9 protein-coding genes and 1 pseudogene are annotated in these 13,542 nt (G+C 55.2%); 4 read left to right on the forward strand and 6 right to left on the reverse strand.

Annotated features, from left to right (window positions below; genetic code table 11):
* Nucleotides 1-6 precede the first annotated feature (6 nt).
* Nucleotides 7-627: a tRNA-(ms[2]io[6]A)-hydroxylase gene (gene miaE, locus FHG12_RS17885; RefSeq protein WP_139517025.1), complete on the forward strand. Its 621-nt coding sequence runs from the start codon at nucleotides 7-9 to the stop codon at nucleotides 625-627.
* A 109-nt stretch (nucleotides 628-736) separates the two neighbouring features.
* On the opposite strand, the gene FHG12_RS17890 is transcribed toward miaE, so the two are convergent.
* Complete coding sequence (locus FHG12_RS17890) at nucleotides 737-2,593, reverse strand: glycoside hydrolase family 2 protein (protein WP_139517026.1); 1,857 nt, start codon at nucleotides 2,591-2,593, stop codon at nucleotides 737-739.
* 290 nt (nucleotides 2,594-2,883) lie between these two features.
* Nucleotides 2,884-4,161: an asparagine synthetase B gene (locus FHG12_RS17895; protein ID WP_139517027.1), complete on the reverse strand. Its 1,278-nt coding sequence runs from the start codon at nucleotides 4,159-4,161 to the stop codon at nucleotides 2,884-2,886.
* 222 nt (nucleotides 4,162-4,383) lie between these two features.
* Between FHG12_RS17895 and FHG12_RS17900 the strand changes: the two genes are divergently transcribed.
* Nucleotides 4,384-5,622, forward strand: coding sequence for an ABC transporter permease (locus FHG12_RS17900; RefSeq protein ID WP_139517028.1), 1,239 nt, complete (start codon nucleotides 4,384-4,386; stop codon nucleotides 5,620-5,622).
* Between the two features lie 448 nt (nucleotides 5,623-6,070).
* Here the strand turns inward: FHG12_RS17900 and FHG12_RS21440 are convergent.
* A pseudogene (locus FHG12_RS21440) lies at nucleotides 6,071-6,417 on the reverse strand (immunity protein Imm33 domain-containing protein).
* Between the two features lie 167 nt (nucleotides 6,418-6,584).
* Here FHG12_RS21440 and FHG12_RS17910 point away from each other — a divergent pair.
* On the forward strand, nucleotides 6,585-7,223 hold the full coding sequence (locus tag FHG12_RS17910) for a hypothetical protein (RefSeq protein WP_139517029.1): 639 nt from the start codon (nucleotides 6,585-6,587) through the stop codon (nucleotides 7,221-7,223).
* 98 nt (nucleotides 7,224-7,321) lie between these two features.
* Here the strand turns inward: FHG12_RS17910 and mtaB are convergent, their stop codons facing one another.
* The 3 genes from mtaB to FHG12_RS17925 all read right to left on the reverse strand — a co-directional run bounded on the left by mtaB (nucleotide 7,322) and on the right by FHG12_RS17925 (nucleotide 11,063).
* Nucleotides 7,322-8,653 (reverse strand): tRNA (N(6)-L-threonylcarbamoyladenosine(37)-C(2))-methylthiotransferase MtaB, encoded by a 1,332-nt coding sequence (gene mtaB, locus FHG12_RS17915; RefSeq protein ID WP_139517030.1) that lies wholly within the window; start codon nucleotides 8,651-8,653, stop codon nucleotides 7,322-7,324.
* Nucleotides 8,654-8,775: 122 nt separating this feature from the next.
* Entirely contained in the window at nucleotides 8,776-9,147 is a 372-nt protein-coding gene (locus FHG12_RS17920; protein ID WP_139517031.1) for a hypothetical protein, read from the reverse strand.
* Between the two features lie 65 nt (nucleotides 9,148-9,212).
* The gene (locus FHG12_RS17925; RefSeq protein WP_139517032.1) at nucleotides 9,213-11,063 is read right to left on the reverse strand and encodes an LTA synthase family protein; all 1,851 of its coding nucleotides are present in this window, start codon (nucleotides 11,061-11,063) and stop codon (nucleotides 9,213-9,215) included.
* Nucleotides 11,064-11,345: 282 nt separating this feature from the next.
* On the opposite strand from FHG12_RS17925, the gene FHG12_RS17930 reads away from it, so the two are divergent.
* Entirely contained in the window at nucleotides 11,346-13,535 is a 2,190-nt protein-coding gene (locus tag FHG12_RS17930) for a glutamine synthetase III family protein (protein WP_139517033.1), read from the forward strand.
* The last annotated feature ends 7 nt before the right edge of the window (nucleotides 13,536-13,542 follow it).

The raw sequence follows: 13,542 nt of genomic DNA on the forward strand, positions 1-13,542 counted from the left end.
TACTTTATGGCTGAATTCACGCCTTCTGAGCCAAAAGAAAAGACCATTCTCAAGCTCAGGCTCAACACCGACCCACGCTGGGTAGACATTGCTAGCAAGAACATCGAAGACATCCTGGTCGATCACGCGTACTGTGAGCAGAAAGCGGCCAGCACAGGTATCTCCCTGATTGTCAAGTACCCCGAGAAAGCTAGGCTGGTAGACGAGCTAACCGATTTAGTAGCTGAGGAATGGGCTCATTTCGAGCGGGTGTTGCAGGAGCTGCGCAAGCGTGGTTTTGCCCTCGGCCGGCAGCGTCGCGATGAGTATGTAGTGCAGCTCATGACGCACGTCCGGAAGGGTGGCGCCCGCGAACGCCAGCTCATGGATCAGCTGCTGGTAAGTGCTCTGATAGAAGCCCGTAGCTGCGAGCGGTTCAAGCTCCTCTGGAAGCACATTCCTGACCCCGACCTCAGCAAATTTTACTACGAACTCATGGTTTCCGAAGCCGGCCACTTCGTCGCGTACGTTGATTTAGCCAAGGAATATTGCGACCCGAAAGAGGTTGAGGCTCGGTTGCAGGAACTGCTAAAAATTGAGGGGGAAATTGTAACGAACTTGCCCGTACGCGACGACCGGATGCACTAGAATCGCTTCGCAATAGTGTTTATCGCACAAACCTACGCGTGTCAGAGCCAGAAAAAAGCCCTGACACGCGTTTGAGAGCGCGCATTTATTCAAAAAAGCTCGGTGAGCTTCATCCGATTTTGGGGGCGGGCGCTTCGAGCTCCTTCTCCTTGTGCGAGGCAAGTAACCCTTCCGGTACCCATAGTTCGCCGGTCTGCGCGTTCATCAGACCGTTGCGTTCGTCCTCAATATTAGTTGCTTGCGTGTAAACATCCCCGGCGATGGGGCGCCGCCGCAATTCTTGCTTGAAGCTGCGAATGCGTTCGGTACGCGCTTCCGAATCCAGCGGCCCGCCGTAGTCGGGGAAGCCGAAGCCCCCCCATTCGCTTACCACCAGGGGCACTTGCTTGCGGTAGAAGAACGGGTCGCCCACCACCAGCGGGAACGCGGCGGTGCCTTCCATCTCGCCAGCCACCAACCGATCCAGTAGTTCCCGCCACCTGTCTAAGTCGGGTGTGTAGAGATGGGCCGTCAGCAGGTCGGATTTTAGGCGGCCTTCGTAAGAAATGTGGTGCCAGCCGTCGTTGTCGATTACCAAAAATTGCGGATACCGAATCTGCATATAGTGGTAAGTATCAACGATATACTTGCGGGTTTCGGGATTGGTAGCAATGTCCTGGGCGCCCCAGTCTTCGTTGTAGAGGCTCCAGCATACCACCGACGGGTGCGTTTCGATCAGGTCGACCATGCGTAGCAACTCGGCCCGGTGATTTTCGCGGCTGCGCGGAGTCGAGCTGTGCGGACTCGGCACTTCTACCCACAGCAGCAGGCCCAGCTCATCGGCGAGATTGTATATGCGCGGGTCGATGCCGGCAATGTGGACGCGTACGAGGTTGCAACCCAGCTTTTTCATGGCGTACATATGCCGGCGCATCTCCTCGTAAGTGGCGGTGCCAGGCTGGTACAGAATGCCGTCGAGGTAGGTCGGCTTGTTGTTGAGGTACACGTAGCGCCCCCGCGATTCAATTTTGCGCAGTCCAAAGTTGGCTTCGATCTGAGCTGCGTAGCCTTCGGAGTCAATTAATTGAGCAACAAGACGATACAGATTGGGCGCGTCCGGCGACCACAGCCGGGCTCCCGGCAATTCTATCACCACGCGCTGGTAGGTCTGGCCGGCCTCCAGGCGCATCGGAAAGTCGGAGGTTACCAGGGGTTCCTTGGTAAGAGGCTCGCGGTCAAATACTTGCAATCGGATGGTGTAAGCCCCCGGATCGTGAATGCGCATGGTAAGGTTGAAACGCACGAGTTGGTCTTCCACCACGCTCACCACGCCCACGCGCGAACGCAAGCGGTTGCGCTCCACCATTTCTAACCATACGCTGCGTGTGGCGCCGGTATAAGTTTGGTACCAGATGCCGCCGCGTTTGTACACGTGCGACTCCTGTTTGCCACGCGGCGTTTCCGCATCCATTGTGTCGGCAATGCGCACCGTGAGGCGGTTGCCTAAATGCAGGTACTCTTCTGGAAGCTCATAGGAGAAAGAAGTATACTCTCCGTAATGCACTTCCTCGCCCTCTATCGTGCTGAGTAAGTGCCCGTTAAGCCAGACGCGGGTTTCGTAGCCACAGGCTCCGAACGTGATCTGAAGCATCGAACAGGCCTGGGGCTCGTCGCGTTCGGGTAGGTTGAACTCGCGCTCGTACCAGACCACCACTTGGTCTTGCCAGCGGGGACCGCCTTTGGCTTCGGCCATGTGGTCTTCTACGGAGCCCGGCCACTGCGCAACGTGCTCATAGTCATGGCCTAAGTACCAGCCTTCGCGTAGCCCGCTGTCGTCGGTGTCGATAGCAAAACGCCACTCGCCATCCAGCAAAATGTGGTTGTTAAGGCGGAGAACCGCCCGGGGCAGCGGATTGACTTCTTCCTCAATGAGGTTTTCTTCCTCTTTGCTGACCGATAAGCCGTAATTGGAATGATCGAGATCCATGCAAGGTACTTTAAGACAAGGAGTTGCAATAAGTGTTGGAGGCAGTAACTACGTACCGACGGTTGCGTACCTACTTACGCCCAAATGAGCCGTCTGTTGTACAAACCACCTGCTGAGGGTTGTGTTTTTGGGCGAATCGGAGCGCGAAACCAGCATAGCTCGGCAGCTCGTTAGTAACGATGGCAGGCTCCGGAATGATGCGCCAGAGCATAAAAAAAGCCGCCAGCAACAACTGCTGACGGCTTATAACGAAGTGTTGGGGCATTTAGCTGCTAAATGCGCCGAATCGGCTAGGTTTTTTGCTTCTTCTTTTTAGCAGCCGGAAAGAGTATGTTGTTGAGTATCAATCGATAACCAGGTGAGTTGGGGTGTAGCGACAAGTCCGTTGGTTCTTCTTCCACCAAGTGCTGGTAGTCTTCCGGGTCGTGGCCGCCGTAGAACGTCCAAGTGCCTTTGCCCAGGGTGCCGTGCATGTAGCGCACCTCACCGGACGCTTTGTTGTCGCCCATAATTACCACATCGGGCTTGATCAGGCTCTTGCGGAAGGCAGTGGTCTGCCCCATAAAGCCTTTGATCGTCTTCTCGTGGTTCTGGGTCAGCATAGTAGGCACCGGATCGTACTTGGCCGAGAACGTAAAGAGCTGGAAATAATCGTTTTCCTCGTACACGCCGCGCTCGTAAGGCTGCATGTCGATGTTGGAATACTCGTACTGATAGGGGTCGCGCACGAGCAAAAAATCCTTAAACGCCAGCGTGCGGTTGAAATTCAGCTTCTGCTGCGCCTGTGGGTCGGAAGGGTCGCCGTCGTACATGCTCTCCACCATGTCCACGCCTAAGCCGGCCAAAGCTATATCATAACTGTCTGTTGCTGAGCACATTGCAAACATAAAGCCGCCGCCTGCGATGAACTCCTGCATCTTCACAGTCACGGCGCCTTTCATCTGCGACACCTTCGTAAAGCCGTTGCGCTTGGCGGCGGCTTCGGCATCGCGCTGCTGCTGCTGGTACCACGGACGATTGCGGTAGGAGGCGTAAAACTTGCCGTATTCGCCCGTAAAATCCTCGTGGTGCAAATGCAGCCAGTCGTACTTAGGAAGGTCGCCGCGCAGCACTTCGTCGTCGTAGATTTGGGTGTACGGGATCTCGGCATACGTCAGCACCATCGTCACGGCGTCGTCCCAGGGCTGCTTGCCTTTGGGCGTGTACACCGCAATTTTGGGCACTTTCTCCAACTTCATCACGTCCATGTTGGCATTTGGGTCCGCGATTTCCGCCAGAATGGCGCCGTACTGCGCTTCCGATATTACTTGGTACGTGACGCCGCGCACGGCCAACTCATTTTCGGCCCCCGACACCACCTCAAAGGCGAAAGAACCGCCCCGGTAATTCAACAGCCAGTCGACTTCGACCTGTTTGCCCAACAGCCAGTAAGCAATGCCGTAGGCTTTGAGGCTTTCTTTTTGCGTCTCATCCATCGGAATGAGAACGTGGTTGGCGAAAGCTGCTGCGGGCGCACCGAAGCAGGCGGCGAGCAGCAAAAGGAAAAGCAGAAGTCGCTTCGGGGCCATCAGATTCTGCAATTGAAAGTGAATAAATCGGAGCCGGCAGAGACAAAGTGAGTAGGCAATTCCTGCTCTTGCGAAGCTGCGTAAGCGGGCTAAACAAATGTAGCGAAACAGCACGGGAGTTTTCGGGAAACCGGCTACCTTGCGTCATTAGTCGCTGTTGCTAACGAGGTGATTTGCCCGGCCCAGCGTCTTGCCAACGGTAGAGCGCTGCCACCCCCCGCCATGCACTTGCTAGAAAACATTAAGGAGGCTTTCCGTTCCATCAAAAGCAACCTACTGCGTACCGTGCTCACGGGCCTGATCATCGCCCTCGGCATCACGGCGCTGGTGGGCATCCTGACGGCCATTGACGCGATGAAGTACACGCTCAACGAGACGTTTGCCAGCCTCGGCGCTAACTCCTTCGAAATGAAGGCCAAAGGGTATACCAACCAGTTCCGAAGAGGCGGGGTACGGGGGAAAGTGTATCCGGCAATCACGTATTTGCAGGCCAAACAATACAAGCGGCAGCTCGGCGACGAGGCCGAAGTAGGCCTGTCAGCCTTTATTTCGGGGGCCGTGGAGGTAAAGGCCAACGAGAAGAAAACCAACCCAAATATGAGCGTAGTGGCCGGCGACGAGAACTACCTGCGTATCCAGAACTACAACCTGTCGTCGGGGCGCGCGTTTTCGCCGGCAGAACTGGACAACGGCGCCAACGTAGCCATTGTCGGGAGCGAGATTAAGGACAAGCTGTTTCCCGGCCTCGACCCCGTTGATAAATACATCTACTTATTGGGTCGGCGTTTTCAAGTGGTAGGACTGCTTGAAAAAAGCGGTAGCACCATGGGAGGCGGCGGGGCCGATCGGCTGATTCTGATTCCGTTGGAAACCGGCAACCAGATGCCTCGGCAGCGGGCCCTCACCTTTGATATCAAGACGGCCGTCAGCAAGCCGGAAAACATGACTTTTGTGATGGGCCAGGCAACGGGCATCATGCGCGCCGTGCGCCACGATGTGCTGGGCCAGGAAGACTCCTTCGAAGTGGAAAGCAGCGACTCGCTCTCTTCGAAGCTCGATTCGCTGTCGGGGAATTTCAAGCTCGGTGGCGGCTTGATTGCGTTCATCACGCTGCTTGGTGCCAGCATCGCCCTAATGAACATCATGCTGGTATCGGTAACGGAGCGCACCCGTGAGATCGGAATCCGGAAGGCACTGGGCGCAACGTCGGTGCAAATCCGGCAGCAGTTTCTGATCGAAGCCATCGTGATCTGCGTGTTGGGCGGCCTACTCGGCATAATGCTAGGGGTAGGTATTGGCAACAGCGTGTCGCTGTTTGTGGGCAGCAGCAGCTTTTATGTGCCGTGGCTTTGGATGTCGCTGGGCTTGATCATCTGCGTGTCCGTGGGCTTGGCGTCTGGGTATTATCCAGCCAGTAAAGCCGCCCAACTTGACCCAATCGAATCGCTGCGCTACGAGTAACGCTTGAGTTGAGTAAAGGGGAGGCGTCTAAAGACGCGTGCATACGCCTCGTCATTTATGCTGCTGTAGGAGCATATTTCTGTTGTTCGTACACACGCCGCCAGTATTGCATCTCTACCACGTACTGGCATCCAAGAGTGTCGATGAACGTTTGGAACAATGGGTTCGTCCGGTCGCGCCGCAGCATTATGCGTCTTTACAACCCTTTTCGTCTGTCATCCCGAGTTGTGCGAAGGATCTTCTCCCGCTTAAAAAAAGGGGCGTCGGTCGGTCATACAACGGGACAAGGTCCTTCGCACAGCTCAGGATGACAGATGGGCGCAACGACGCGGTTGGTTAAGGATCGCATCACTTTAGCGCCGCTTTCTACAGCCACTCCAACGGAGCAGAGTCAGAGCATTTGCCGTCAGCACTCCGGTGTTTGCCTTCCGAAGAACCGGACTAAAAGCTACTCTAAGTTAAGCAGCATCGTGTCCTGCCAGACATCCTCGTAGCCTGGCGCAATCAAAAATCGCCAGCCGGGAGGCAAGCCCAGATACCTTAATACCAGTGGGCTCCACTCCGAAATGTGCGCAATGTGCAGAGGAGCAAAAAAGTCTTCCCGAGTTGAAAACTCCTCGCCCGCCCAGATATACCAGCGGGTGTTTCTCCCTCCGGTTGCATTCGAAGACCATGAATAGGCATATTTCCCTGCCTGACACTTTCTAAAATGCCAATTTTTAGCCAAACCGGGGTAGGGAAGTATTCCGCCTCGAATTTGATGCAGACTTGCAGTTGCTCGCTCTCAGAATTCATTGTCTTGTTTTCCCTGTTCGATTTACAAGATCGTTTTATCCCAACGAGGAAATTTAAGCAGGCCCTTTGCCTATAAATGATTTAGCATAGGAATTTCATTACCCTAAAAATCATGATAATAGTATACATTTGCATATAAAACATTTGAAATTAAACATTAGGTAATTATGCCTGCTACAGTAGCTGATCGCTTTGCCATTTTGGTTCAGGATCTTGGAATCTCAAAGAACGCTTTTGCAAAATCACTAGGACGCACTGCAACGGTCATTCAGCACCTCATTGATGGGCGAAATAAGCCAGGATTTGATCTGCTGGAAGTTTTGTTCACAGTTTATCCAAATGTTTCTAAGGATTGGTTGTTGCTTGGGGTAGGCGAACCGTATATTGATCATTTGAATAATTATCCAAATGATGCAGAAGCAAAGAATCTGCCCACAGCCATTAATAGGCCTTTGACACTACTACCACAGCAAGAACAAAGTGTGCCCACGACTATAGAAAATCGTGAGATACCGAAACCGGAAGCTGCACTTCCGGTTTCGGCGACAATAAATGCTACGCCACCTACACCCAGTACAGCGCCAGATCTTTCAGACGCTCAGCGTAGCACAACAGCACCCACTTTACCAATTGCAAGTGCTCCGGCACCTGTCCCTGGGGCCGACACCAGCTTGCAAGCAGCGCTATATGCTCAGCAGCTTTCACATCAACTGGCTTTGGCCGAGATGCGCAATCAGCACCTCTTGGATCAGCAGCGGTTGATGCAACAAATGCTGGACCTCATGCAGCGTCAGCTTTCTAAGTAACCGAATTAAGCAAGAATGATGTTGGAATATACCCAAAAGGGCCCACTGTACATGCAGTGAGCCCTTTTGGGTATACGGTTGCTTAGTTTAGTAACTGCCTAGTGCTGAAATACTTCCACGCCCATTTCCTCCGCTTCCATAAGGTTCTGGGGGTTCACGGAGGTGAGGCGTAGGCGCTTCAACTCGCCTACCAACAGCGGATCGTATTTGGCGGCTACGCGGATGTAGTTGGGCGTGAAGCCTTCCATTTGACCATTTGTTACATCGTCTTCGAACAACACTTCTGTTTCGAGGCCCGCGTGCTGCTCGTAGAAATAGCGCTTTTTCTTTTCTGAAAGCGAACGCAGCATGGTGGTACGGCGATGGCGCTCGCCGTCGTGTACGCGGCCGGGCAGGGTAGGCGCCAGCGTATTGCTCCGCTCAGAATAAGGAAATACGTGTAAATAACTGATATCCAAATCGTTGAGAAAACGATAGGTTTCCAGGAAATCCTCTTCTGTTTCGCCAGGGAAGCCCACGATCACATCGACCCCGATGCAGGCGTGGGGCATCACTTCCTTGATCAGCGCAACGCGCTCGGCGTACAGAGCACGGCGATAGCGGCGGCGCATCAAACCCAGAATCTTATCGGAACCACTCTGCAACGGGATGTGAAAGTGCGGCATAAAGCGCCGTGACTGTGCCACAAAACGAATAATATCGTCGGTGAGCAAGTTGGGTTCGCAACTGCTGATGCGGAAGCGGTTGATGCCTTCCACATTGTCCAGGGCCTGCACCAGATCGTAAAAGTTTTCCAGCCGCTCGCGCTCCGGGCCCTGTAGCCCAAAGTCGCCGAGGTTGACGCCGGTCAGCACGATCTCCTTAACGCCGGTTTCGGCCAGTTTCTCTACCCGTTCCACTACGCTCGCCACGCTACCCGAGCGGCTCTTGCCACGGGCTAGCGGAATGGTGCAGAAGGAGCATGAATAGTCGCAGCCGTCCTGCACCTTGAGAAACGTGCGCGTGCGGTCGCCGAAGGAATGGGCCGGATGAAACTCAGTGGCTTCGCTGATGGGGCTGGCATACACCTGGCCTTTCTCGGGTTTTTCAAAACCGGCCAAAATATCGACCAGCTGAAATTTCTCGGCGGCGCCCAACACGGCGTGCACACCGGGAATCTCGGCAATATCCTGGGGTTTTAGCTGAGCGTAGCAGCCCACAATGGTCACAAAAGCCTCGGGGTTGTGCTTCAGGGCTTCCTTCACCACTTTGCGGCATTTGCGATCGGCGTGGTCGGTGACGGAGCAGGTATTGATGACGTAGATGTCGGCTGCGTCCTCGAAGGCTACTTTTTGAAAGCCGCGCTCTTCAAACTGCCGACCAATAGCCGACGTTTCGGAGAAGTTGAGCTTGCAGCCCAGGGTGTAAAAGGCAACTGATTTGGTTTCCATAAGCAAGACCGCAAAGATACAGCTTCACGGAGTTTAAAAGTTTCCAAGTCGGCCGGATAAAGTGGGGAAACCAAGTGCACCGTAAGCATCCCTTGGCTTTTACCAAAATGCGCGTATGAAAATTACGCCGCCGGCAGTTGCAGGCGCTCGGTTACGCGCTGCATCAAGCTGGGTAAGGTTAGCTGGTCAAGCTCGGTTTTAGATAAGAAGAGCTCCCAGTCTTGAGGCGATGTTTGGCTGAAGACTGCGGGCAGGGGGTGATGCCGCAACTGCGGAAAAGCCTTCAGAAACTCATCGCGGTGCAGAAACTGCGTTTTTACGGGTAACGCCTGGAGATACTGCTTCCAATCGGTCCGCATGCCGACGGTGCCGTAGGTGATGCCGCACAGAGAGCAGGGATACGTGCGGGGCGAGAGAATCTTGTGAAACGTGTCCAGCAAGCCGTTCGCCAGTCCGGAGTCGGCGTTATAGACGAAAAGCAGCTGCTGAGTCATTTATATAAGTATTTGATTGTCAAATGCTTAAAAAGTAATGGTTTTGAGGTTTTCGCATCAACCTTTTACTTCCGCAAAAAATCAGCGAAGGACGTCTGCTCGTACGCCTGGCCTTGCCGGACTTGCAGATCGGGCACTTGGCGGCCGCGCGTAATTGGTCGCTTGGCTACGTTATCGTACGTCACCACGCCTTGTGGGGTCACCATGCCGAAGCCATCGGTGAAGCTGTAAAAGGCAAATGGCTTTGGCACAGGCCGTAGCAGATCGCGGCTCCAGACGTAGCTTTTTGCCGATACCCCAAGCTGCGCGAGCAAGGTGGCGGCTACGTCCGTCTGTGAGCCCACGGCCGAAATGACCCGCCCGCGCGCTTCGGGTCGCAACGCCGCGCCGGCCAGCACCAGCGGAATGTGAAATTTGGTCGGGCTTTCGTTGGAATCGTTGCCTGGTAGGGGGTGGCCGTGATCCGCGACGAGTACCACGAGCGTATTGGCCCACCACGGCTGCGTACGCGCCACCCGCAGAAAGCGACCTAATGCCCAATCGGTGTAGTATACGGAGTTGCGAAATAGCGCTGCTTCGCTCGTGCCTGAAAACTTGCGGGGAATCGGAATATCAAATGGCTCGTGACTGCTGAGCGTAAACGCCGTCACGAAAAACGGCTGCGCCTGCCCTTGCAGATCGCGCAGCATGCGATCGAACAGGATGTGGTCGTGGGCACCCCATTTTGAGTTTTGTTCGGCGCGGCTGAAATCGGCCCGCTCCGTAAACTGCTCGTAGCCAGCCGTTACCAAGTAGCTTTTCATGTTGGCAAACGCCAGCTCACCGCCATAATAATAATGCGAATGATACCCGGCCTCTTCGAGCGAGCGGCACAGATGCGGTAGCTGCTCCGTTTTGCGCGGGTACTTGATAATGCTGGTAGTGGGCTGATTGGGGTAACCGCTGAGCAGCGCCACGAGGCCCTTCTGACTGCGGTCGCCGGCGGCGTAAATGTTGGAAAACAGCACCCCGGTGCGCGCCAGGCTATCGAGGGTAGGCGTAACGTTCTTTTCCCCGCCGGTACTGCCCACCAGCTTAGCCGTGAAGCTTTCCAGGATGATAAAGAGCACGTTGGGGCGCTTTACGCGCAGCAGCCGGGTAACGGCTGTATCCGCAGGCGAAGCGTAGAGCTGCTGCACCAGCCGCTGGGCCGTGGTGTCGGCCATAAAGTGGTAGGGGTTGGGGCCGGCATTCTGCAGAAACAATGAGTTGGCCACATTCCAGGGCACGTTGATGGCCGCATGATTGGCAAAAGGCTGATCAGAGAAATATACATCGCTCTGATTAACAGGTATTTGCTGTAAGCCTCCGCGCAGAGGTATTGCTAATAGTAACGTATACAACAAGCCCACTACTGCTGCCCGGCCCCGGCCAAAATCCGCCGGAAGCGGTACCAATCGGCCAACAGCCGCTTTGTATAGTAGCCAGCCCATTAGCAGCAGCCCCGCAAATACGGCCACCAGCAACGCCACTGGCGCGCTGCCGGCCGAAGCCGCCATTTCGCCGGGCGTATCGAGGTATTGCAGCGGCGTGGCATCGAGGCGAAAGCCCCAGGCCCGGTACAACTCCAGATCGGCAGTGGTAAAAAATGCCACTACAATTCCCGCTACGGCGGTGTAAAAGCGCAACAGACGGTCGGTAGGAAAGCGGGCGCCTACTAGGCTACTCAGGCTAAACAGCAGAAACGGTAGCAGCGACAAATACGCCGCGCTCGCAGCATCCAGCCGCAGGCCATAGCCAAAGATGCGTGGCACCGTGCCTGAAGGGAGGGCCGTCGTTTTGGGAAGGTGGTAAAGTAAAAAAACCGCTTTGGCGGCTACGAAATAGATCAGCCAGAACAGGAAGTAGCGCGGCTGAAATGCAAAACGGGATCTCACGCCGCAAAGGTAGCGCGAAACCGTCCGGATTGGCGGCAGGAGCAGAGCGCGTCCCCTTTTAATTGGTATGGACAAAGTGTAAGCCCCTTTTCAAGAAAATTGGGAAAGAACGTCCTTTCGATGGGTATGTGTAGAGAAAGTACCCTTAATTTTAGGGTATTTGGTGGCTAAAGTGGTAGATTTTTGAAAAATACCCCTTAAAATCTATAGGGTGTTTGGAAAATTGAATTAGCTCCCTCTACCTTTGCTTACATACAAAGCAACCGTCACTTTTAACTCAGCATGGCAATTCTTCGCTTTAAAGCTCTTGAACTTGTGGACCAGCGCCAGCCGCTACCCATCGTGTCTTCCGGTGAGCGTCGTTCCGATAGTTTCGGCAAAAACGTGTTCAACCTCGATGCGATGCGAGCCACGATGCCAGGGGAATATTTCAAAAAGCTGCAATCCGCTATTAAGCAAGGCGCGCCTGTTGAGCGCAGCGTAGCCGACGCTGTCGCTTCGGCCATGAAAACCTGGGCTATGGCGAAAGGCGCCACGCACTACACGCACTGGTTCCAGCCACTGACGGGGGCGACTGCTGAAAAGCACGACTCGTTTTTCGATCTGAACTCGGACGGGCGTCCGATTGAAAACTTCAAAGGTTCGGCGCTGGTGCAGCAAGAGCCGGACGCTTCGTCGTTCCCCAACGGCGGCATCCGCAACACCTTCGAGGCCCGCGGCTACACGGCTTGGGACCCGACTTCGCCCGCTTTCCTCATCGAAACGGCCGGCGCCAAAACGCTGTGCATTCCCACGATTTTCGTGGCTTACACCGGCGAAGCGCTCGACTACAAAGCGCCGCTGCTCAAGTCGCTGGCTGCTTTGGAAAAGTCTGCCGTGGACGTGTGCCAGTACTTCGACAAAGACGTGCAGCGCGTGCACACCACGCTGGGCATCGAGCAGGAATACTTCCTCGTTGACAAAGCCCTCTACGACGCCCGCCCCGATTTGGTGATGACCGGCCGCACGCTGTTTGGGCATGCTCCTGCTAAAGGACAACAGCTTGAGGATCACTACTTTGGCTCTATTCCGAGCCGCGTACATGGTTTCATGCTGGAGTTTGAAGAGGAGGCCAACCGCCTCGGCATTCCGCTGCGTACGCGCCACAACGAAGTGGCGCCCAACCAGTTTGAGTGCGCCCCGACTTTCGAAGACGCCAACCTGGCCGTCGACCACAACCAGCTCCTGATGGACATCATGGAGCGCGCGGCGGAGCACCACAACTTCAAAGTGCTCTTGCACGAGAAGCCGTTTGCGGGTGTCAACGGTTCGGGCAAGCATAACAACTGGGCCATGAGCACCGACACGGGCGTCAACCTATTGGCTCCCGGCCGTCGGCCAAAGGAAAACCTGCAATTCTTGGCGTTCTTCGTCAACGTAATTAAAGCGGTACACACGCACGGCGACTTGCTGCGGGCCAGCATCGCGTCGGCCTCGAACGACCACCGCCTGGGGGCCAACGAAGCGCCGCCGGCCATCATGAGCGTGTTCGTGGGCTCGATGCTGGACTCGGTCCTGGACGAGCTGGAGCGCACGGCCAAGCTGCCCCTGGACAAGGGCGACAACATCTACCTCAAGCTGGGCATCGACAAGATCCCGGCCATCCTGCTCGACAACACCGACCGCAACCGCACCTCGCCCTTCGCCTTCACGGGCAACAAGTTCGAGTTCCGCGCCGTGGGCTCCTCGGCCAACTGCTCCTCGGCCATGACCACACTCAACACGATTGTGGCTGAGCAGCTGGTGCAGTTCAAGCAATCAGTTGACAAACTCATCGAGCAAGGCAAAAAGAAGGAAGTCGCCATCGTAGACGTACTGCGCGACTACGTGATCAGCTCCAAAAATATTCGTTTCGAAGGCAATGGCTATTCGGACGAGTGGAAAGCAGAGGCTGCCACGCGCGGTCTGTCGAACATCCCAACTACCCCGTTGGCGCTGGACGCGTTGGTGAGCCAGGAGTCGGCCGATCTGTTTGAGCGTCACCGCATTTTCTCGCACGTCGAGCTGCACGCCCGCCACGACATCTTGCTGGAAGAATACATCAAGAAAATTCAGATTGAAGGCCGCACGATGGGCGATTTGGCCATCAACCACATCATCCCGACGGCCGTTGCTTACCAAACCAAGCTCATCAACAACGTGTGCGGCCTACGTGAACTCGGTCTCGACGACGAGCACACGCAAGTGACCATCGATACCATTAAAGCCATTTCGCGCCACATCGCTACCATCAAAACCGAGGTAGATCAGATGGTGAACAGCCGCAAGGTGGCCAACAAAATTGAAGACACCCGTGAGCGTGCCATTGCGTACTGCGACACGGTAAAAGGACATTTCGACACCATTCGCCGCTCCGTGGATAAGCTGGAGCTGATGGTGGCCGATGAGGACTGGCCGCTGGTGAAGTATCGCGAACTTTTGTTCCGACACTAAGCTTCAG

Source organism: Hymenobacter jejuensis (assembly GCF_006337165.1).
GTDB lineage: Bacteria > Bacteroidota > Bacteroidia > Cytophagales > Hymenobacteraceae > Hymenobacter > Hymenobacter jejuensis.